The organism is Pseudoalteromonas galatheae, assembly GCF_005886105.2.
GTDB lineage: Bacteria > Pseudomonadota > Gammaproteobacteria > Enterobacterales > Alteromonadaceae > Pseudoalteromonas > Pseudoalteromonas galatheae.
Map to the genome: position 1 here is coordinate 2363607 of NZ_PNCO02000001.1, position 19709 is coordinate 2383315.

The window sequence follows — 19709 nt, forward strand, 5'->3', positions numbered from 1 at the left end:
TAGTGCTTAATTAAATAGGCGCACCTGAGTGAAACTTGAAATCGGGGTCCGGTGAGCTGATAAGCTCGTTTTCCACTTGCTGAAATAGTTGAATGCGCCCAACTACGTCACAGCGCTTAGGATCGGTTGCGTTGGCAACTTGATGCGCTAAATCAATATAGTCTTGGTAATGTCTGGCTTCTGAGCGCAATAGCGACACATAAAACTTAGCAATTTCTTGATCTAAGTGTGGCGCAAGTTTAGCGAAACGTTCACATGAACGAGCCTCAATGTAAGCACCAATGATCAGTTTATCAACCAAGGCTGCGGGTTCATAAGTGCGAATGTGTTTGATCATTCCAGACGCATAGCGAGATGCTTGTACGTACTCAACAGGAATATCACGTGCCCTTATGATTTCTAGCACCTGTTCAAAGTGATGTAGCTCTTCTTTAATAAGCCTCACCATCTTACTCAAAATATCTTGATTGTAAGCATATTCAGGTCGTGCAGTTAGCTCACCTATCAATTCATTTTTACTGCCTGAAAACTCGCCATCACCAACACTGCGATAAATAAAATCTTCGTAAGGTTGCAACCAACTTAACAGTGTTTTTGCAGACGCATCATCTATTGCATATTTGCGAATTAAGAAGGCCGCGCTTTGTGCCGCTTTTAGCTCACAATGCATATGATCGATAAGCAATAATGGTAAGTGCTCGCTTTGCTTTGCTTTTTCAATCCAAGCTTGCGGGGTTTCACAACCCAAAAACTGGTTAATAGGCGTAAGTAAATCTGTGTACTTTTCTAACATAACAACAAAAGACTAATGTGTTTGCGCCATTTTATCATAACTTCTCGCTGCAAGGTGCACCACAAGGCTATTCCCCAAGAAGTTTTAGATCATTCTGAAAATAGTAATATTGCTATTCAACTACATTTTCTTGACAAAAATTAACTCATCTCTCATAACTTAATTGAATTGTACAAAAATAGTACAAACCTATATTTGAGGGGCTAACTATGATCTTTAATCATCTATGGGGCTTATATGCTCACCCGCACGAAGAGTGGCAAACAATTGATAACCGTCACGAAAGCATGTTTTACAGTTTGTCACATATCGCACTAATTGCGCTTATTCCCAGTATTATGGGCTACTATTCTTCCGTTTACTTAGGCTGGAGTGTAGGCACCGGAGAAGCTGTCTATTTAACTCATGAGTCGGCACTCTTGATTGGCGTTGCTATGTATTGTGCGCTCATCGCTGGTGTATTTATTTTGGCATATCTAGCGCATTGGATGGCCATTACCTTTGGTTCTACACCAACTTACACTCAAACACTTGAGCTTTCTGCCTACACCGCAACTCCGATGTTTATGTCAGCTTTTGCTGCGTTTTATCCTGAACTTTGGTTTGTGGTTTCAGTTGGCATGGTAGCACTTGCTTATTCGGTTTACCTGCTGTACACCGGTGTGCCCATTTTGATGCATATTCCAGAAGAGCGTGGCTTTATTTATGCAAGCTCAGTGGTTACTTGTGGTCTTGTGTTGCTGGTTATCATCCTTGCCGCTACCGCGATTTTGTGGACAAATGGCATCATTAGCCCAACTTTCACTTAATAGCCAACTTTCACTTAATAGCCAACTTTCGGTCAAAGTGATATTACGCGCTTGAGCTTAGGTATTTTAGTGAATTAAATAATTTTAATTTTCCATCTCACGCAAAAACGGTGCTCAGATAGCACCGTTTTTTACAAAAGCATTCGCTATATCAGCTCCAGCTGAACAAAAAAGCGCAGTACCTAAGCGGAGCTGCGCCTTTTCTACCAACTGGCTACGATTATAGCGCCTCGAATACTTCGTCCGTTTTAGCGGCACAAATAAAATCGTTCTTGTGCAGACCTTTAATTGAATGGCTCCACCAAGTCACGGTCACTTTACCCCACTCGGTAAGCAAGCCTGGATGATGGCCTTCTGCTTCAGCCATATCGCCCACCTTGTTTGTGAACGCAATTGCTTGTTTAAAGTTTTTAAACTTGTAAACACGCTCAAGTTGCATAATACCATCGCGTACTTCAGGTACCCAATCAGGGATCTGTTTGATTAGAACCGCTAGTTCTTCATCTGATACTTTAGGCGCATCCGCACGACACGCTTCACATTTTTGTGCACTTAAATCAGACATTGATAATTCCTTAACTTGCTAGTTTTTCTTTTGGCGGAAACTTAGGTTCAAATAACCCTAGCTCTTTTGCTTGTTCAACCAGCGACATGATATCCATTTTAGAGATCTCAAATAAGTCGTTGATTGAGTTAATTGTATAGTAAACAGGTTGCATAATGTCGATGCGATAAGGTGTACGTAACACATCTAACACGTTAAGCGGATTAATTTCTGGTTTGTCAGAGTAGACATATTGAGTCTCACCTGGACTTGACAGCACACCGCCACCATAAATACGCAGACCTTGCTCTGTTTGCATCAAACCGAATTCGACGGTAAACCAGTATAAGCGTGCAAGGTATACACGGTCTTTCTTCTCCGCGGCGTAACCTAGCTGACCATACTTGTGTGTAAACTCGGCGAATGCTGGATTCGTTAGCATTGCACAATGGCCAAAAATCTCATGGAAGATATCTGGTTCTTGCAGGTAATCAAACTCTTCTCTTGAGCGAATAAAGGTCGCTACAGGAAACTGCTTGTTGGCAAGCAATCGAAAGAACTCATCAAAATCAATCAGTGCCGGCACTGGCGCTACCTGCCAACCCGTTTCTTTCGCTAGTGCTTCGTTTAACTCACTTAGTTGTGGAATGCGGTCTTTTGGTAAGTTAATTTTCTCAAGGCCTGCCAAATATTCATCACAAGCTTTGCCTTCGATACACGCTAGCTGACGTGCAACTAACTCTGACCAAATTTGATTCTCTTCATCTGTCCAAGCAATAACACCATTTTCATCTGGCTGCTTAGATACATATTTACTTGCTTTAGCCATTTTACATTCTCACTTACTTCACCCCGAGTTGATGATCTTGCAATTTCAATTGCTGTCCTGTTGATGATTCGGAGCGCTTCAACTTGTGACTTTGATACTAAGTAAAAGTGAAGGAAAGTTTAATAGTGAGCACGTTTATCACATTTCGCACAACAAGCACTTTCGTAAACAATAAAATACACTCGCGTAAAATTAATATTACACACATAGTAAAAAGGGGCTAAACCCAGCCCCTTTGTAAAAATTAAATTACAGTTATATTTTATTAAACGCCTGCTTCAGATCGTCAATAATATCTTCTACGTCTTCAAGCCCCACTGAAATCCGAATTAGTCCATCAGAAATTCCCGCAGCTAACCTTTCCTCTTGTGTATAAGGAGAGTGTGTCATTGATGCCGGATGTTGAATGAGCGTTTCTGGGTCACCTAAGCTTACCGCTAACGTACACAGCTCTGTCGCATTGATAAATTGTTCCCCCTGCTCTAGCGAGCCGTTGATTTCAAAAGCAATTACCCCACCTGCTCCTTTCATCTGTTCACCAAGAAATTGGTAACCAGGATGCGAAGGTAAACCTGGGTAGTAGACTTTATTCACTTTAGGGTGCGCTTCTAGGAACTCTGCTACCGTTTGTGCGCTTTGACAGTGACGTTGTACACGCAAAGCTAAAGTTTTCAACCCTCGATTGATTAACCAGGCATCATGAGGACTGATTGTAGCGCCAATATCTTTTAACACGGTTAATTTGATAAGCTCTATGTGCTCTTTTGAACCGCACACGAGTCCAGCTACCACATCCCCATGACCATTTAGATACTTGGTTGCGCTGTGCACAATAAGATCAGCGCCATAATTCACAGGCTTTTGTAAAAGCGGTGTCATAAAGGTATTGTCAACGACAAACAAGAGCTCATGCTGTTTCGCGATCTCCCCTAACATTTTCAGGTCTAATACCGTCATGTTGGGATTGATCGGCGTTTCGGCAAACAATAGTTTTGTATTTTCCTGTACCGCATCACGTAGCGCTTGCTCATCGGTTAAGTCAATAAATGACACCTCAATACCAAATTTAGGCAACATATGCGCAAATAGTGCGAAGCTACAGCCATACAATGCGCTTGATGCAATCATATGATCGCCTTGCTGTAAAAAGCTCAGCACCGATGCAGACACGGCCCCCATGCCAGTGGCGGTCGCCGCAGCATCTTCCATTCCCTCAAGTCGAGCGACTTTTTCTTCTAGCTCTCGCGTCGTAGGGTTGCCTAAGCGAGTATAGATATAACCGGGCTCTTCACCAGCGAACCGTGCGGCTCCTTGCGCTGCATCTTTAAAGTGGAATGTTGAGGTTTGATACAAAGGAGCGGTTAACGCCCCATGTGGGTCATCAAAATGATTGGGTCCGTGAATACACTGACTGTCATCTCTTAATTTTTTCATACTTGCCTGCTGATTTTATTATTGCCAATCAAATAAACATGGTAGTGAATTAATTAGCGTCGTTTTTGTGTAATAATCAATATGTAGGGCAGTTTAGAAAAATAGACAAGCATGCCAGATGGGGAGACGGCTAGTTCACTTATTGTGACTAGCCAGTTTTACTTAAAGAGGTGTATAAAATTGTTGCCGTTTAATCTTTTTTGCTACGCCTTAATAGCACATCTACAACTGAGCTAATCGCATTTTTCAAAAGACTTTGTTTGTGCTCCAAACGTGGCAATGGTCGACAAAGTTCCATCGCCTTGTAGCCCAAGCGGGCTGTAAATATCCCAGCACTTAGACCCTGTGCCGAACGGGTAGAAAGCTTGCCAAGTAATTCAGCCCCCACACTGGTCGCAGCAAGGTCGCTTACCAGTTCACTTGCGCCAACAAATACCATTTGCTTCAACAACATTTTATACAAGGTGATGCGGCTGCGATACGCTAATCGAATACCATAATGTTTGCTGATCTTTTCCACCAGCACGACTCCGCGCCAAAGCACCGCCAGCATATCCACAAGTGCAAGTGGACTTAAAGCAACTAAGAGCGCCGATGTTGTCGCATGCTCCTGAATTAGTTTTTTAGCTTCAGCATCTTGACCTCGGAGCAAAGTTTTTTCATATAAAGTGATGACTTCTTTGTCTGTGTGGTGAGGCTGTAATGCCTCTTCAAATACGGCAACCTTTTGTTCTGAATGCGCTTTTAATAGTGGCGCAAGCCAAGCTCGCGCCTCGCCAATTTGATCACTTTGTAATAAGCGCTGGGCATCATGTTTAATTTGCTGATGTTGTTTAAGCTTGCTAAGTGCGATGACTTCCGAAAATAAGAACTTAAATAGTGCAAGTAAACCAAGAGACAACACCGTGGTGTATAGACTAAACAGCAGAATATTTTGATCATAACTTTCTATCAATGTCAGTGCTGCTTCAACAATGATAAGTACTAATAGCGCAAGCAAAAAGCACTGCTTAAATCCAAATCGCCAAGGCGATTCGTAGATACGTTCAATTTTCGGTAACTCGGGTTCAGGCACAGTATCAAGGCTTTCACTCACAATCAGCTCATTGCCGAGAACTTTACCTTCTCCACCCAGTTGAGACTCACCTTGGCTTTCAGTGTCGATGTTTAAGCGCCTACCCGAACCTTGGTAAGATTTTGTCTGATCTGTCATCTTAATTTATCTCCAATTAAGAACTGCAAAGCATGATCAAGCCTGATATGCGATAAGTTTCCTTGCCTCGCGGGTAGCGGCTCAAACGCTAGAAACTCAAACCCACTTTGGGGCCAAGCCTGCACCTTTGGAACGTGATCAGGTGGAGTTGGTGGCACATAATTAATAAACTGCTGCTCGCCGACTGGCTTGCCGTAAATACATTGCACATGTTGCGCCCCCTCTTTCACCGCTCTCGACTCAACACTTCTCACCGAAGAGAGAGACATCGTGTCCACGGTTACCCCGTTGAAGCGAAGCTCATTGGCGCTGTCCACCAACATTTCATTTAACAACCTTGTCAAATTGGTCTGCTGCTCGTTCAAGACGCCATCACATTTGTTGGCGGCAAATAGCACCTTATCTATTTTTGGGTTAAATAAACGAGACAAAAAGCCACTTTTACCATGAGAAAACATGGCGAGGATCTGCTTTAACGCAACTTCTTGCTCTTTCAATGTGTCATAGCCATCACTTAAGCTACCCAATAAGTCGACTAACACGACTTGGCGGTCAAACTGGCAAAAGTAATCTTTGTAAAATGGCGCCACTACTTGCTTTTTATAGGCTTCAAAACGCTCCACAAGCTGTTGATATTGTGAATGCTCAGTAATGTCGTTTGGGTGAACTTGCACAGGGAAAAACAACAATATCGGCGCTCCCTCAAGGTCACCCGGGATCAACGCCCGGCCAGGTTGCAAGTTAGATAAACGAGTGTCCCGCTGCAACTGCGCTAAAAGCGCATGGTAACTTTGTGCAAGCATTTTCAGCTTACTTTCATCCACCGCTTCAGTACCATCAAACTGCTCGAGTAGCTGTAAAAACGTTTGTGTAAATGGCTGATATTTAGGCTTATTCAATAATGCAAATTGCTGCTCACACCACTCGGGAAAAGTCATTTTAAGTAGCGGCAAGTCCATTAACCATTCACCTGGGTAATCATATAGTTCAAGGTATAGTGTATGAGTTTGCGCTAAGTGTTGTTTGAGTCCGCGTTCACTATGATACCTAAACGCCAATGTTAAGGTATTGATACGTTTGGTTGACGCAGGCCATGTTGGCGGCTCTTCCAACAAACAAGTTATTGCTTGCTGATAGTCAAAAGTGGGTACCGCCAGTGCCTTCTGTGGCTCAGGACGACACGCAACAAGACGCCCTTCACTCACGACGTCTAAAAACGGTAAGTTGTCGGTGCTCGTTTGGGTAGTCAGATGCTTGATAAGCGCCGTGATAAATGCGGTTTTCCCGCTGCCACTAAAACCGGTTACAGCAAGCTTTATGTGCTTATCAAAAGAGCGGTGGAGCGTTTTTTTGGCTTGTTGTTTTAATTTATCTAAGGAAGATGGGGTTCGAAAGCGTGACGTAGTCATAAATAGAAAAGTGCCCCTCAAGAAAATGCCAAGGCGGCCAATACCGCCTTATAGCTTGTCAATTTCTCTGCTAACCGTAAATTCAGGTGAAGTTACGTAGCGTTCCATGTTTTGAATGCGACCATCAAGTCGTGATAATCTGTCTTTTAGGTCATAAAGTGCCTGTCTTGGCGGTTCACCTTTTTGCCACACCTTAAACTTCACTGATACCTTATCTTCATCTTTCGCATCAGGTGAACGATTTGGCATCGTTTCACGCTTATCTAAAATAAACCAGCAAGCCACATACACCACGATAAATAATGGACCACCAGATAATAGCACAGCTGTGATGAATAAAATCCGAACAAGCCATAACTCCATGTTGAAATAATCACTAAGACCAGCGCATACTCCAGCTACCTTGCCACGACTTGGGTCACGATATAGCTCTCGCTTTAGTCTACTCATAACTTGCGTCTCCATTGTGGTGACTCTTGATCAAGTAAAGCTTCTAACGTTTCAACACGATCTGCCATTTTTTCTGCCTTGCTGGCTAATTCGATAAGCTGACGATGCTCGTGCTCACTTAACCCTTGGCTTACCTGCTTTTTGCTACGGTAGTGTAAAATCAACCAAAGTGGTGCCACGATGACCATAAAAATAATCAACGGAGCCATCAAAACTTCTGCGTCAAACATAATCTTCTCCTGCCTTCAACCTGGCTGTTATTATTGTAGTTGGTTAGCACCTACCCTGACAGTAGGTGCGATTATTTTCACTTTTCAGCCATTTTCTTTTTCAGCTGTTCAAGCTCATCGTCAATCTTTTCATTCTTTTGCAGATCAGCAATCTCATCCGCTAAAGATTTCTTACCTAAATCGTAAGATTCGATTTGTGACTCTAGGCCATCGATTTTGCTCTCATAACGCTCAAAGCGATTTAGTGCATCATCTACTTTACTGCTGTCTAGTGCCTTTTTCACCTCTAAACGAGATTCAGCTGAACGCTGGCGCAGTACAATCGCTTTTTGGCGCGCTTTTGCGTCGGCCAGTTTATCTTGTAATGTACTGACTTCTTGCTGTAGCTTTTCAATGTGCGTGTCTACATGCTCTAGCTCTTTTTCAAGGGCTGCAACATCCTCCGCAGACTTTTGCTTTTCAAGTAAAGCAGCACGTGCTAAATCTTCACGCTCTTTACTTAGTGCAAGCTCTGCTTTGGTTTGCCAATCATCTACCTGTGCTTTTAGCTGATCTAGACGGCGTGTTAACTCCTTTTTCTCAGCAAGTGTTTTTGCTGAGGTCGATCTTACTTCGACTAGTGTATCTTCCATTTCTTGGATAATTAGGCGAACCATTTTTTCTGGGTCTTCGGCTTTATCCAAAATAGCATTGATATTAGAATTCACTATGTCTGCAAAACGAGAAAAAATTCCCATAGTGGTTACCTCTTTGGTTAATAGCTAAATTGCTTACTGTCTATGTATCAAATAGCTTGCCAACTTTAACAAATTTAAAAACACAATAAAATCATAAGGTTATTTTATTTTTAAAAGTCCTTTAGTTATCCCTTTTTTTGAAATACACTAGTTATTAGTAAAAACCACTAAGAGTTAGGCAATATGAGCCGGTTTCGCCAACAGGATAATTTATTAGGCCAATCTGACAGCTTTTTAGCTGTGCTAGACAAGGTTTCACAGCTCGCTCCCTTAGAAAAGCCCGTGCTTATTATTGGCGAGCGTGGCACAGGTAAAGAGTTAATTGCAGCACGTTTGCATTATCTCTCAGAGCGGTGGGATCAGGAATACGTCAAACTAAACTGCGCAGCCCTAAACGAAAACCTCTTAGAGAGCGAGTTATTTGGTCACGAGAGCGGTGCCTTTACTGGTGCAAGCAAGCGCCATGAAGGTCGATTTGAACGCGCTAACAGTGGCACACTGTTTTTAGATGAGTTAGCCAATACTTCTGCAATGGTGCAAGAAAAGCTCTTGCGTGTAATTGAATACGGCGAGTTCGAGCGAGTTGGCGGCAAGCAAACCGTAAAAGTAGATACTCGACTGGTATGCGCTACCAATGAAGATCTCCCCACTCTCGCCGATGCAGGAGAGTTCAGACACGACTTATTAGACCGCCTCGCATTTGACGTCATCACCTTACCGCCATTAAGAGCAAGAAAAGAAGACATCTTATTATTGGCCGAGCATTTTGCGATAAATATGGCTCGGGATTTAGGATGGGAGTTATTTAGCGGCTTTACCCGTAGAGCCATCGAAAAACTGCTTGATTACCCGTGGCCCGGTAATATCCGTGAGCTCAAGAATGTAGTTGAACGTAGTTTATACCGTCATGGCAACGACCAAATTCCGGTTCATGATATTGTGTTTGACCCCTTTGCTAGCCCATTTAGGCCGAGTCAACGGATCAAAGCGCCAAATGCCCAGCCAACAACTTCAACCACTCATACAGTTGAGCCTTTACCTGTGGCACAACCGAGTAATGAACAGCGGGCAGATACAACCCTCGAATTTGACTTCCCTTGTGATTTAAAATCGCTTTCCAACGACTATGAAATCACAATGCTACAAAAAGCGCTTGAATTTAGTCAATTTAATCAAAAGAAAACTGCACAAAACCTTGGTTTGACGTATCATCAACTGAGAGGTTATTTGAAAAAATACAACCTACTGGACCAAAACCAAAAACAAGAGGCATAGTGGTGCGTAAATTGTTTTTTGGTGTGCTGTGTACCGCTTTATTTGGCTGTACAGATCAGGCGCCAAATAAAGTGAATGATAAGTCACAAGGCTTAGTATATTGTGCAGAAGCGAACCCTGTGTCATTTAATCCACAAGTGACCACAACAGGGTCTACGATTGATATTATTGCCAATCAGCTTTATGACACCTTGATCAGTATTGATCCTGAAAGCGGCGAATTCTTACCAGAATTGGCAACGTCTTGGCAGGTCAGCGAAGACGGTAAATCTTTCACTTTTACCCTGAGGGACGATGTCCAATTTCACGATACCCTCTACTTCACACCAACAAGAAAAATGAATGCCGATGATGTGGTATTCTCATTTAACCGTTTATTTGATGTTTACAATCCGTACCACTTTGTTGGTGATGCAAATTATCCTTATTTTCAAAGTATTGGACTCGACCAACTGATCCGCCAAGTGAAAAAAGTGGATGAACATACCGTTCGCTTTGATCTGTTCAATGCGGAAAGTAGCTTTTTATCCAATATCGCCACCGACTTCGCTGTCATTCTTTCAAAAGAATACGCCGATCAGCTTATAGAACTTGAACACAAACAAGACTTTGATCAAAAGCCCGTCGGCACAGGTCCGTATAAGTACCGTGAATTTTTACGTGATAATTTGATCCGGTATTATCGCCATGAGGATTACTGGAAACACCCCGTATACATGGAACAACTGGTCTACGACATCACCACCAATGGCACTAGCCGCATTGCGAAAATGCTAACTAAAGAATGTGATATTACGGCGCACCCCAGTGCCACACAACTCACCGTGCTTGAACAAAGAAAAGACATAGAAGTTGAAAAGGCCGCTAATCTGAATATAGGTTACTGGGCATTCAACACCGAAAAGCCACCGTTTGATAATCCGCTGGTCCGAAAAGCGCTAGCGCACAGCATAGATTTTGAAAAAATCATGCAAGCGGTATTTTACAACAATGGGATTTTAGCCCGCTCGATGCTTCCCCCTTCTTCATGGGCGTTTGAAGCGCAGCAAAAAATGCCAACATATGACCCTGAAAAAGCCAAAGAGTATTTGAAACAAGCCGGTCTTGAGGGTGGTTTTTCCATGACCTTATGGGCCATGCCGGTGTCGAGAATTTACAATCCTAACGCGCGGAAAATGGCAGAGCTTATTCAACGTGATTTACGTGATATTGGCGTCAATGCCAGAATCGTCGAGTACGAATGGAATACCTTTATCGAACGTGTTGGCCGCCATGAGCACGATAGCGTGTTACTAGGCTGGGCAGCAGATACCCCTGATCCAGATAATTTCTTCAGCCCATTATTGAGCTGTACTGCGACATTTAGTGGCAAAAACCCATCCAACTGGTGTAATCCGGAGTTTGACTTATTGCTCACTCAAGCGTTAGACACCAACGATATGGAAGAAAGAAAATACTATTATCAGCAGGCACAAAAAATGGTAATTGAGCAGCTGCCTCTCGTTCCAATTGCTCACGGGCTACGGTTCCAAGCAACCAGCTCTGATATCAAAGGCGTCTCACTTCGTCCATTTGGTGGTATTTCACTCGCTGAGGCAAGGAGAGACTAACATGTTTGCAAAATATGCTTATCGACGACTGAGCTTGCTTTGCTTTATGTTGTTTACCCTAACGATATTTACTTTCGCCCTCAATTACCTGTTTCCAGGTGAATTAGTCACCAACTTCAGTGGTGAAGTCAACTCAAGCTATGCCCAAACGCAGGCGCTAGTTGAAAAATACCGTATTGAAGAAAATATCTTTGTGCAATATGGCGCATTTATGGCTCGTATGTTTGAGGGCGATTGGGGTTTATCTTTGTCGTCAGGCCAACCTGTTCTTTCTCATGTACAACACCTATTTCCGGCAACGCTTGAGTTGTGTTTATATGCTTTGACGGTTGCGGTCATTATTGGTGTACCAAGTGGGGTAATAGCCAGCGCTTATCATAAAAAGTGGCCAGATAAGCTCATTAACTCATTAAGCTTGATGGGGTTTTCCATTCCAGTTTTTTGGTTAGCACTGCTGCTTATTATGGCATTTTGTCTGGGCCTTGGGCTTTTCCCCATGTCCGGTAGAATAGGCTTACTTTATGAAATACAACCCGTCACGCATTTTATTCTGATTGATATTTATCTTGAAGGGTTTCCCTATGGTGGTGCCGCATTTTGGGATGCACTTCATCATTTAGCGCTGCCAACCGTTGTGCTGGCTATGTACCCAACGACAGTTTTAATCCGCTTTACTCGCGACTCTATGCTCGAAGTCCTCGACCAAAACTATATTAAAACAGCTAGAGCAAAAGGCCTTAATCGCAGCCAGCTGATCATCCACCACGCGCTGAGAAATGCGCTGCTGCCAGTGATAAAACAAATTGGCCTCCAGTTTAGCACCCTCATCACACTTGCGATGATCACAGAGGTGATATTCTCTTGGCCTGGGATCGGTCGATGGTTAATTGAAAGCATCTATCAACGTGATTACCCAGCTATCCAAGGGGGACTGCTCGCAGTGTCTTTCTTTGTTATCATTGCCAACATGTTGTCTGATTTTATTCACTCGATACTCGATCCGCTCGCAAGGAATCAGGCTCATGGCAAAGTTTAACTTATTTACCGAAGAGTCTAACCGCTCACCCTTATTTAGGTTATGGCGTAAATTCCGCTCAAACCACATTGCACTAGTGGGTTTGTGGCTGTTTGTTGCCTTGACCGTATTGGCTTTAACAGCGCCGCTGATCGCGCCCTATGGTGTTAACCAGCAGCATGCTGATGCTCTGTTGCTGCCACCTTCTTGGCATGATGATGGCGATGTGCGCTTTATACTCGGTACAGATGATTTGGGACGAGACATCTTATCTCGCCTAATGAACGGGGCGACCTACACGTTTGGTTTATCTATCATTGCGGCCTTAGTTACCACGGCACTCGGCGTCGTACTTGGTACGCTTGCTGGCGCTAGTCGAGGCTTAAAATCCAGCTTTCTTAATCACTTATTGGATATTACGCTCGCCATTCCTTCGTTACTGCTGGCCATTATCATCATTGCTATATTAGGGCCAGGTTTGATGAATACGGTGTGGGCGATTATCTTCGCGTTACTGCCACAATACATCCACTCGATAAGAAACTTAGTGGTCACTGAGCTGAGTAAAGACTATATCATTGCCTTTAAGCTTGATGGTGCAACACGCTGGAAACTGCTCGTCCGTGGCATACTGCCTAACATTTACGAGCATATCGTGGTTATCTTCACCATGGCGCTGTCGACTGCTATTTTGGATATTGCGGCACTTGGTTTCTTAAAGCTCGGTGCGCAGCCTCCATCGACCGAATGGGGTGCTATCCTCCAAGAAAACTTAAGTTTAATTTATCTCGCGCCTTGGACTGTAGGCCTCCCAGGTGTATTGCTCTTTTTGGCAGTACTGTCTACCAACTTGGTTGGTGATGGACTGCGTGAAGCGCTGAAACAACGTAAGGCAGATTAATGCAATTGCTAGACATTAAGAACCTCACCATTGAACTACATACAGAAGACGGCGTTATTCGCGCAGTTGATAAGGTCAACCTTAGCCTTAAAGAAGGCGAAGTACATGCGCTTGTCGGTGAGTCTGGCTCTGGTAAAAGTCTAATCGCCAAGGCCATTGTGGGGGTGCTCAATCAGCGCTGGACAGTAACCGCAGATCGCATGCACTGGCGTGGTGTAGACCTTATGCGCTTGTCTTCAGAAAAGCGCAGAAAGCTCGTCAGCCAAGACATTGCGATGATTTACCAAGAGCCAAGTCGAAGCCTTGACCCAACCGCCACTATTTTCGATCAAGTCGCGGAATCTATCCCCGATAGCGTCTTAAAAGGTGGTTTTTTTGGTCGTAGAAAAGCTCGAAAAGAAAAGGTCCGAGCACTCTTGCACAAAGCTGGGATCCGAGACGATAAAAAGATCTGCAGCAGTTACCCACATGAGCTTTCAGAAGGAATGTGTCAAAAGATCATGATTGCGATGGCCATAGCCAGAAGCCCTCAACTACTGATAGCCGATGAGCCCACCACAGCACTTGAGAGCACCGCTCGCGCGCAAGTATTTCGATTGCTCAAAGCATTAAATCAACTTAAGAACATGTCGATATTAATGATTTCACATGAGTTGGAAGAAATCTCAGACTGGTCCCATGCAATGCATGTACTCTACTGCGGGCAGATGGTTGAAGCAGGTCCTACTCAGGCTATTTTTAAACAGCCATTACACCCCTATACCCAAGCGCTGGTTAAGAGTTTGCCTGATTTTGGTCAAGGACTCGGCCATAAAGAAGCATTTTATGCCTTAAAAGGGACTATTCCCCCTTTACAACACTTACCCATAGGATGTCGCTTGGGACCTAGATGCCCTCAAGCACAAAAAGAATGTGTCGTCACGCCAAGGCAAAGTCGCTCGCATGGTCATAGTTATGCTTGCCACTTCCCGTTAATTAAGGTGAAGCAAAAATGCAACCCGTCTTAAAAGTACAGTCTTTAAACAAGTCCTACACTTCTCGCCAAGGGCTGTTCAGACGCCGCTCGTTGCAGGTACTCAGAGATGTGTCGTTTGCGCTTGCTCCCGGACAAACCCTCGCAATCATAGGCGAGACCGGCTCTGGTAAAAGTACGCTCGCCAAAGTACTTGCCGGCGCCGACATGGCCGACTCTGGACAAATATTACTGAATGGCCAAATTGTAGAAGACGCTGGTATTCGCAATCATGACTGCCGTACTATTCGCCTGATCTTTCAAGACCCAACTCGCTCGCTCAACCCGGGTCTCACCATTGGGGATATGCTTGATGATTGCCTGCAATACAATACTGAACTCACCGAAGAGCAGCGTTATAAGAAAATCCGCATCACACTCAGCCGAGTCGGGCTACTTGGCGAGCACATAGACTATTATCCTCATATGTTTAGTGGCGGGCAGTTACAACGAGTTGCCTTAGCGAGAGCCCTTATTTTGGACCCTAAAGTACTGGTATTAGATGAAGCGCTGTCATCATTAGACCCATCCGTACGCGCACAAACCGTGAATCTGCTGCTAGAGCTACAAGCAGCAACGGGACTTGCGTACGTACTTATCACACATCATTTGAGTTTGGTTCGTCATATGAGTGATGAGATTTTGGTGCTAAATCGTGGCAAAGTCGTCGAATATGGCGAAACCGAGCGTGTGTTCAATACACCAAAATCTAAAACCATGCAGAAACTGCTATCAGCTTAATTTAGCGAGGGAATGAGAAATGGATTTTAGTGCCCATCTGTTATTTTTCTTCTCACTTGTTGGAGTATTTAACGGCTTTATTCTCAGCGCCCTACTGCTAATAAAATTTCAGGAGGCGAATGCACTGCGCTGGGTGTCGGTGCACCTCATTTTACTTTGTATTCGAATTGGTAAATCAGTCCTTTTTTACTTTAACCCAGAGCTAGATAAAACGATTCTGCAAATAGGTCTGAGTGCCTACTTTTTGCTTGGTCCCTGCCTGCTCAATTTTGTACTCGCAAGCTACAGTAAAACCAAAAATCGTTATCTAGCAATACATTTTTTAGCATTAAGTGGTTTTATTATTGGATTTGGTATACTTATGCCCTATCAGCTTCACCCTGAAATTTGGCAAATGTGGGGTTACAAAGGCACATCCTATTTTTGGCTGGGTTACTTATTGACAAGTTCTTATACTTTTTACCACCTAACAACTTCTAAAAACGCCAGTGGCAACGCTGAGTTTCATCTATCTTTGGTTGTGATCTGCGGTTGCTGGCTCATTTGGGCCGCGTATTTCTTTTCGTCATTCACTTCTTACATCACAGGAGCACTCACGTTCAGCTTTGTGCTCTATTTAAGCATCCTTTTCGCACCCAAATTACTACGAAAACCAACGGCTAATGAAAAGAAATATGCCAATACGCACATAAGCGACGATGAGTACAATCAGCTCATAGCCAAACTGGAGTCGCTAATGTCAGAAAGCAAGCTATTTACTGAACCGGATTTAACGCTACCCCGATTAGCCAAACGATTAGGCACGAGCCACAACAAATTATCGCAAATAGTAAATCGCCACTATCATTGTAACTTTAAACAATATCTCAATGGCTTGAGAGTGGAATATGCGAAACACTTGCTTTCGAGCACCAACATGCCGCTGGAACACCTTGCACTGGAGTGTGGTTTTAATTCTGCATCCACATTTTTTGCCGCATTTAAGAAGCTCACGGGGTACTCTCCAAATAGCTTTAAGCACTCCGAGAACATACTCTCAGACTCCTAAAACATACTCTAGGTGACTGCTTTAATTAAATAAGTTTATGTTTCTTCTGAGTCATTACAGGAGAAGCTTATGACCCTATCAAAACTAGTACCATTGTTATTTTTACTACTTATCCAAACCAGCATCGCCATCGCTTTTGAGGATGAGACCGCTAAAATTACCGCTACATTAAACCACTACATCGGTGGCACCGCGAATAACCAGCCTGAAATGATAAGAAAAGCGTTTCATCCCGATGCGATACTTATTTTAGAAAAGTCAGACCAAGCGATGTGGCAAGTCCCGTTGAAAGAGTATTTGAGTTGGTATAAAGGTCCGAAAAAAGACACAGGCAGGCGCGCAAAAATTCTAAATATCAGCGTGAATGAGCACCTTGCACAGGCCAAAATCCGCATTGATATATTGAAGTCAAACGTGCAGTACATCGATCACCTACTCCTAAAGAAAATAGCTGGCACATGGAAAATCATCGGTAAATCGGCGCAGCAAACCACGCTAACTTCCGAGCAAGTAACGAACTTGGGTCGCCGAGTGCTCATTGTCGCATCAAGCAAGGCCTTTCACGGCGATAGTCAGCTGTCAGCTGGCACGAGCTTCGAAGAGCTGCTCAGTGCCTATGCCGTATTTACTCAAGCAGGGCTAATCGTTGATTTCGTCAGCACACAAGGTGGCGCGTTAAACCTGAGCTATATAAATACTTCAAATGGCGAACATAAAAAGTACCTTTACCAACCTGACTATATGTATGCGCTCAGCAACACGATGCGTCCAGCTGAAGTCGATCCAAGCCAATATAGGGCAATCTATTATGTTGGCGGCAGCAATGCCATGTATGAAGTAGCGGAAAATCCGACTCTACAGCGTATTGCTATGCATATATATGAACAAAACCAAGGTGTTGTTGCCGCAGTATGCCATGGCACAGCTGGTATCGTTAATTTACGCTTGAAAAATGGCGAGTATCTCATCAAAGGAAAACAAATCACCGGTTATCCTACTGCTTTTGAGAACCCAGATAGAGCCTATTTCAAGCATTTTCCTTTTCAAATTCAACCTAAAGTGGAAGAGCTCGGAGGGAATTTTGTGTATGGAGAGCGGGACGCATCTTTTATTAAGGTAGATAGCCGTATAGTGACAGGGCAGAACTATCAGTCTTCACTGGCGGTTGCAAGCACTGTACTTGAGCATATTCAATAATACCAATATCCCTGCGCTTAAGTAGCACAAGGTATAAAAAAGGCGCCGTGTTGGCGCCTTTTTTTATCTAAAAACGATTATTGCTGCTCTGTGACCTGTAGCTGTGGTCTTTTTACTTCAGACTTAGCTTCAAGTGCTGCTAGTAGCTCAAGGTAGTTTTTATTTGCGTAGGAAGCAGTGATTGACTGCTTCTGCTGCGGATCAACCTTGTCGTCAACTTCAGGTGTAGTTACGGACTTAAGAACCACAAATGCCGAGTCGCCATTACCAAGCTCTACAAGTGCAGATTCTGTCTCTGCTACACCTGGCTGAGGTAATTTAAATGCTTCAGCTGCAATAGCTGGTGGTACATCGTAGCTGCGACGCTTAAGCTCAGTCACGCTCTTCACTTCGATGCTTTGCTCTTTAGCTATCTCAGCTAACGTAGAACCACCTTGTAGTTGCTCAAATAGCGACAGTGCTTTCTCTGCAATTAATGTTGAAGCTTTTTCATTACTCAACTGCGTTTCGATCTGCGTGCTGACTTCCTCTAGTGGCTTAGTCGCAGCCGCTTTATGCTCAGCAACACGAACCACCACGATATGCTCTGGTGCAACTTCTAACACTTCTGAGTTTACGCGGTCTTCTAACAGCTCTGGCGTGAAGATAGTATTGCTTATCGCTGGTGAATTCAGTGGCTCAGGAAGCGCATTACGGCTTACTAGTTCAGTTGATTTGATTTCAACGCCAGCGGCTTCAGCAGCGTCTTGTAGTGAGTCAGCCATTTCAAAAGCAAGTTCTGCTACACGGGTTTGCTTTTGATAAAACGCATCAATCTTGGCTGCTTTTTCAAGCTCTGCACGAAGGTCGTCTTTTACGTCTTCAAAAGACTGAGCTTGTTGGCGCTGAATGTCTGTGAGCTTGATAATATGGAAACCAAACTCAGATTCAACCACTTCAGATACATCACCTACTGCGGCAAGCGCAAATGCAGCATCTTCAAAGGCAGGATCCATCATGTCTCTTTCAATCCAATCTAAATCACCGCCAAGCTCAGCACTCACCACGTCGTCAGATTTTTCTTCTGCAACGACGGCAAAATCAGCACCGTTATTCAATTCAGCCAGAATTTCATCTGCTTTTTGCTTTGCGGCTTCAGCATCTTCGCTTGCATCAACAAGAATGTGTGACACGCGGCGTCTTTCAGGCTCAAGGTATTGGTTTTTTTGCTCTTCGTAATATGTTTTTAACGCTTCTTCAGCAACCGGCTCTGCTGGCTCTAGATCTTCGGCTTTTAACTCAATATAGTTAACCGCCACCAATTCTGGAGCCTGGAACTGAGTTTGATTCAAGTCGTAGTAGTTCTGAATCTCTTCATCTGAAACCGACACTTCATCTTTTACCAACTCTTTGCTTAATACCGCGTAGTCGATAGCGCGAGTCTGTTGCTGAAGCGCAATAGATTGCTGAAGTTCGTTTTTCAGTACAAAATCAGTGCCTGCCACCGCTGAGATTAGCTGTGCACGAGTCATCTCGTCACGAAGGTATTCACGGAAGCTATCTGGCTGGAAGTTCATTTGACGAATGACTTGTAAATAACGGTCGTTACTGAACTCTCCACCAATTTGAAAATATGGCATTTCAACAATCGCTTTTTTAACCTGCTCATCGCTCACACGAAGACCAAGCTCTTTAGCTAGTTGAGTTTGTAATTCTTGTTGTACTAATTGGTCGACAACACCTTGGCGAATTTGCGCCATATAATTAGGATCGGCTGCAATCTGCGCAAAGTATTCGCCAAACTGTTGCTCTAGTCGTGCACGTTCATTTGAGTAAGCACGAGAAAACTTAGTTTGTGAAATCTTTACTCCGTTCACTTCTGCGACAGGCTGCTCTGTGGTTTGACCTAGGTAACCACCGATCCCTGCTAACGCAAAAGATAAGATGACTAAACCTAATACGATTTTAGCCGCCGGGCCTTGCGAGCCTTCTCTGATCTTTTCAAGCATTTATTGTTTCTCTTATCTAAGTCAAAGCACCTAAGCACTTTGTATTTGCTAGATTTGGGTTAAGCATTACACCAATCAGATTAGTGATGGTATAAAAAAAGCGTATCTTAGCAGATACGCCTTTTATCTTGAAGCAGTTCGCGATGACTCTGCATCGCCTAATTCAAATTAAATTAGTTTACTGCGTCTTTAAGCGCTTTACCCGCTTTGAAAGATGGGATGTTAGCTGCTGCGATTTGAATAGTCTCACCAGTTTGTGGGTTACGACCAGAACGTGCAGCGCGCTCGCGCACTGAGAAAGTACCAAAACCTACCAGTGCAACAGAGTCACCTTCTTTTAGTGCACCTGTTACAGACTCAATGAATGAATCTAGCGCACGACCAGCAGCCGCTTTAGAAATGTCAGCATCAGCTGCGATTTGATCGATTAATTGAGATTTATTCACAATATCATCCTCTTCCATATTTATTGTC

General features: G+C 43.7%; 20 protein-coding genes. 9 read left to right on the plus strand and 11 right to left on the minus strand.

Annotated features, from left to right (window positions below):
* Nucleotides 1-10: 10 nt before the first annotated feature.
* A complete protein-coding gene (gene miaE, locus CWC29_RS10370; protein ID WP_138523168.1) occupies nt 11-793 on the minus strand; it encodes a tRNA isopentenyl-2-thiomethyl-A-37 hydroxylase MiaE in 783 nt (260 codons plus the stop codon).
* A gap of 209 nt (nt 794-1002) precedes the next feature.
* Between miaE and CWC29_RS10375 the strand changes: the two genes are divergently transcribed.
* A complete protein-coding gene (locus CWC29_RS10375) occupies nt 1003-1602 on the plus strand; it encodes a Yip1 family protein (protein ID WP_128726427.1) in 600 nt (199 codons plus the stop codon).
* A 220-nt stretch (nt 1603-1822) separates the two neighbouring features.
* Here CWC29_RS10375 and CWC29_RS10380 read toward each other — a convergent pair whose 3' ends face one another.
* From CWC29_RS10380 to pspA, 8 genes are all read right to left on the minus strand, one after another.
* Nucleotides 1823-2167, minus strand: coding sequence for a 4a-hydroxytetrahydrobiopterin dehydratase (locus CWC29_RS10380; protein ID WP_138523170.1), 345 nt, complete (start codon nt 2165-2167; stop codon nt 1823-1825).
* Between the two features lie 10 nt (nt 2168-2177).
* Nucleotides 2178-2975, minus strand: a complete 798-nt coding sequence (phhA, locus tag CWC29_RS10385) for a phenylalanine 4-monooxygenase (RefSeq protein WP_039497094.1) — start codon at nt 2973-2975, stop codon at nt 2178-2180.
* A 255-nt stretch (nt 2976-3230) separates the two neighbouring features.
* Complete coding sequence (locus CWC29_RS10390; protein ID WP_039497091.1) at nt 3231-4409, minus strand: trans-sulfuration enzyme family protein; 1179 nt, start codon at nt 4407-4409, stop codon at nt 3231-3233.
* A gap of 190 nt (nt 4410-4599) precedes the next feature.
* A complete protein-coding gene (locus CWC29_RS10395) occupies nt 4600-5622 on the minus strand; it encodes a TIGR01620 family protein (protein ID WP_128726425.1) in 1023 nt (340 codons plus the stop codon).
* Nucleotides 5619-7031, minus strand: coding sequence for a YcjX family GTP-binding protein (locus CWC29_RS10400; RefSeq protein WP_138523172.1), 1413 nt, complete (start codon nt 7029-7031; stop codon nt 5619-5621). The genes CWC29_RS10395 and CWC29_RS10400 overlap by 4 nt, the downstream gene beginning before the upstream one ends.
* Before the next feature lie 48 nt (nt 7032-7079).
* Complete coding sequence (pspC, locus tag CWC29_RS10405; protein WP_128726423.1) at nt 7080-7481, minus strand: envelope stress response membrane protein PspC; 402 nt, start codon at nt 7479-7481, stop codon at nt 7080-7082.
* Entirely contained in the window at nt 7478-7711 is a 234-nt protein-coding gene (gene pspB, locus CWC29_RS10410; RefSeq protein ID WP_010371190.1) for an envelope stress response membrane protein PspB, read from the minus strand. Before pspB ends, pspC begins: the two co-directional genes overlap by 4 nt.
* A 77-nt stretch (nt 7712-7788) precedes the next feature.
* Complete coding sequence (gene pspA / locus CWC29_RS10415) at nt 7789-8448, minus strand: phage shock protein PspA (protein ID WP_010371188.1); 660 nt, start codon at nt 8446-8448, stop codon at nt 7789-7791.
* Between the two features lie 183 nt (nt 8449-8631).
* On the opposite strand from pspA, the gene pspF reads away from it, so the two are divergent.
* The 8 genes from pspF to CWC29_RS10455 all read left to right on the plus strand — a co-directional run bounded on the left by pspF (nt 8632) and on the right by CWC29_RS10455 (nt 17247).
* The gene (pspF, locus tag CWC29_RS10420; protein WP_138523173.1) at nt 8632-9723 is read left to right on the plus strand and encodes a phage shock protein operon transcriptional activator; all 1092 of its coding nucleotides are present in this window, start codon (nt 8632-8634) and stop codon (nt 9721-9723) included.
* 2 nt (nt 9724-9725) lie between these two features.
* The gene (locus tag CWC29_RS10425) at nt 9726-11333 is read left to right on the plus strand and encodes an ABC transporter substrate-binding protein (protein ID WP_408004172.1); all 1608 of its coding nucleotides are present in this window, start codon (nt 9726-9728) and stop codon (nt 11331-11333) included.
* 1 nt (nt 11334) lies between these two features.
* Nucleotides 11335-12369 carry an ABC transporter permease gene (locus CWC29_RS10430; protein ID WP_128726420.1) on the plus strand — a complete coding sequence of 345 codons (1035 nt, stop codon included), beginning with the start codon at nt 11335-11337 and terminating at the stop codon, nt 12367-12369.
* Nucleotides 12356-13249 carry an ABC transporter permease subunit gene (locus CWC29_RS10435; protein ID WP_128726419.1) on the plus strand — a complete coding sequence of 298 codons (894 nt, stop codon included), beginning with the start codon at nt 12356-12358 and terminating at the stop codon, nt 13247-13249. Before CWC29_RS10430 ends, CWC29_RS10435 begins: the two co-directional genes overlap by 14 nt.
* Nucleotides 13249-14256, plus strand: a complete 1008-nt coding sequence (locus CWC29_RS10440; RefSeq protein WP_128726418.1) for a peptide ABC transporter ATP-binding protein — start codon at nt 13249-13251, stop codon at nt 14254-14256. The genes CWC29_RS10435 and CWC29_RS10440 overlap by 1 nt, the downstream gene beginning before the upstream one ends.
* A complete protein-coding gene (locus CWC29_RS10445) occupies nt 14241-15002 on the plus strand; it encodes an ATP-binding cassette domain-containing protein (RefSeq protein ID WP_128726417.1) in 762 nt (253 codons plus the stop codon). Before CWC29_RS10440 ends, CWC29_RS10445 begins: the two co-directional genes overlap by 16 nt.
* A 19-nt stretch (nt 15003-15021) precedes the next feature.
* Nucleotides 15022-16050: a helix-turn-helix domain-containing protein gene (locus CWC29_RS10450; protein WP_138523176.1), complete on the plus strand. Its 1029-nt coding sequence runs from the start codon at nt 15022-15024 to the stop codon at nt 16048-16050.
* Nucleotides 16051-16119: 69 nt separating this feature from the next.
* Nucleotides 16120-17247, plus strand: a complete 1128-nt coding sequence (locus CWC29_RS10455; protein WP_138523178.1) for a nuclear transport factor 2 family protein — start codon at nt 16120-16122, stop codon at nt 17245-17247.
* Nucleotides 17248-17324: 77 nt separating this feature from the next.
* Here CWC29_RS10455 and CWC29_RS10460 read toward each other — a convergent pair whose 3' ends face one another.
* Together CWC29_RS10460 and hupB are read right to left on the minus strand one after the other, a co-directional pair.
* Complete coding sequence (locus CWC29_RS10460) at nt 17325-19235, minus strand: SurA N-terminal domain-containing protein (RefSeq protein WP_138523180.1); 1911 nt, start codon at nt 19233-19235, stop codon at nt 17325-17327.
* Between the two features lie 173 nt (nt 19236-19408).
* Nucleotides 19409-19681, minus strand: a complete 273-nt coding sequence (hupB, locus tag CWC29_RS10465; protein ID WP_125253533.1) for a nucleoid-associated protein HU-beta — start codon at nt 19679-19681, stop codon at nt 19409-19411.
* Nucleotides 19682-19709: the final 28 nt, after the last annotated feature.

Bases quoted from the DNA above. Each gene is read 5' to 3' on its own strand.
- miaE (WP_138523168.1), bottom strand. From the start codon at position 793: ATGTTAGAAAAGTACACAGATTTACTTACGCCTATTAACCAGTTTTTG.
- CWC29_RS10375 (WP_128726427.1), top strand. From the start codon at position 1,003: ATGATCTTTAATCATCTATGGGGCTTATATGCTCACCCGCACGAAGAG.
- CWC29_RS10380 (WP_138523170.1), bottom strand. From the start codon at position 2,167: ATGTCTGATTTAAGTGCACAAAAATGTGAAGCGTGTCGTGCGGATGCG.
- phhA (WP_039497094.1), bottom strand. From the start codon at position 2,975: ATGGCTAAAGCAAGTAAATATGTATCTAAGCAGCCAGATGAAAATGGT.
- CWC29_RS10390 (WP_039497091.1), bottom strand. From the start codon at position 4,409: ATGAAAAAATTAAGAGATGACAGTCAGTGTATTCACGGACCCAATCAT.
- CWC29_RS10395 (WP_128726425.1), bottom strand. From the start codon at position 5,622: ATGACAGATCAGACAAAATCTTACCAAGGTTCGGGTAGGCGCTTAAAC.
- CWC29_RS10400 (WP_138523172.1), bottom strand. From the start codon at position 7,031: ATGACTACGTCACGCTTTCGAACCCCATCTTCCTTAGATAAATTAAAA.
- pspC (WP_128726423.1), bottom strand. From the start codon at position 7,481: ATGAGTAGACTAAAGCGAGAGCTATATCGTGACCCAAGTCGTGGCAAG.
- pspB (WP_010371190.1), bottom strand. From the start codon at position 7,711: ATGTTTGACGCAGAAGTTTTGATGGCTCCGTTGATTATTTTTATGGTC.
- pspA (WP_010371188.1), bottom strand. From the start codon at position 8,448: ATGGGAATTTTTTCTCGTTTTGCAGACATAGTGAATTCTAATATCAAT.
- pspF (WP_138523173.1), top strand. From the start codon at position 8,632: ATGAGCCGGTTTCGCCAACAGGATAATTTATTAGGCCAATCTGACAGC.
- CWC29_RS10430 (WP_128726420.1), top strand. From the start codon at position 11,335: ATGTTTGCAAAATATGCTTATCGACGACTGAGCTTGCTTTGCTTTATG.
- CWC29_RS10435 (WP_128726419.1), top strand. From the start codon at position 12,356: ATGGCAAAGTTTAACTTATTTACCGAAGAGTCTAACCGCTCACCCTTA.
- CWC29_RS10440 (WP_128726418.1), top strand. From the start codon at position 13,249: ATGCAATTGCTAGACATTAAGAACCTCACCATTGAACTACATACAGAA.
- CWC29_RS10445 (WP_128726417.1), top strand. From the start codon at position 14,241: ATGCAACCCGTCTTAAAAGTACAGTCTTTAAACAAGTCCTACACTTCT.
- CWC29_RS10450 (WP_138523176.1), top strand. From the start codon at position 15,022: ATGGATTTTAGTGCCCATCTGTTATTTTTCTTCTCACTTGTTGGAGTA.
- CWC29_RS10455 (WP_138523178.1), top strand. From the start codon at position 16,120: ATGACCCTATCAAAACTAGTACCATTGTTATTTTTACTACTTATCCAA.
- CWC29_RS10460 (WP_138523180.1), bottom strand. From the start codon at position 19,235: ATGCTTGAAAAGATCAGAGAAGGCTCGCAAGGCCCGGCGGCTAAAATC.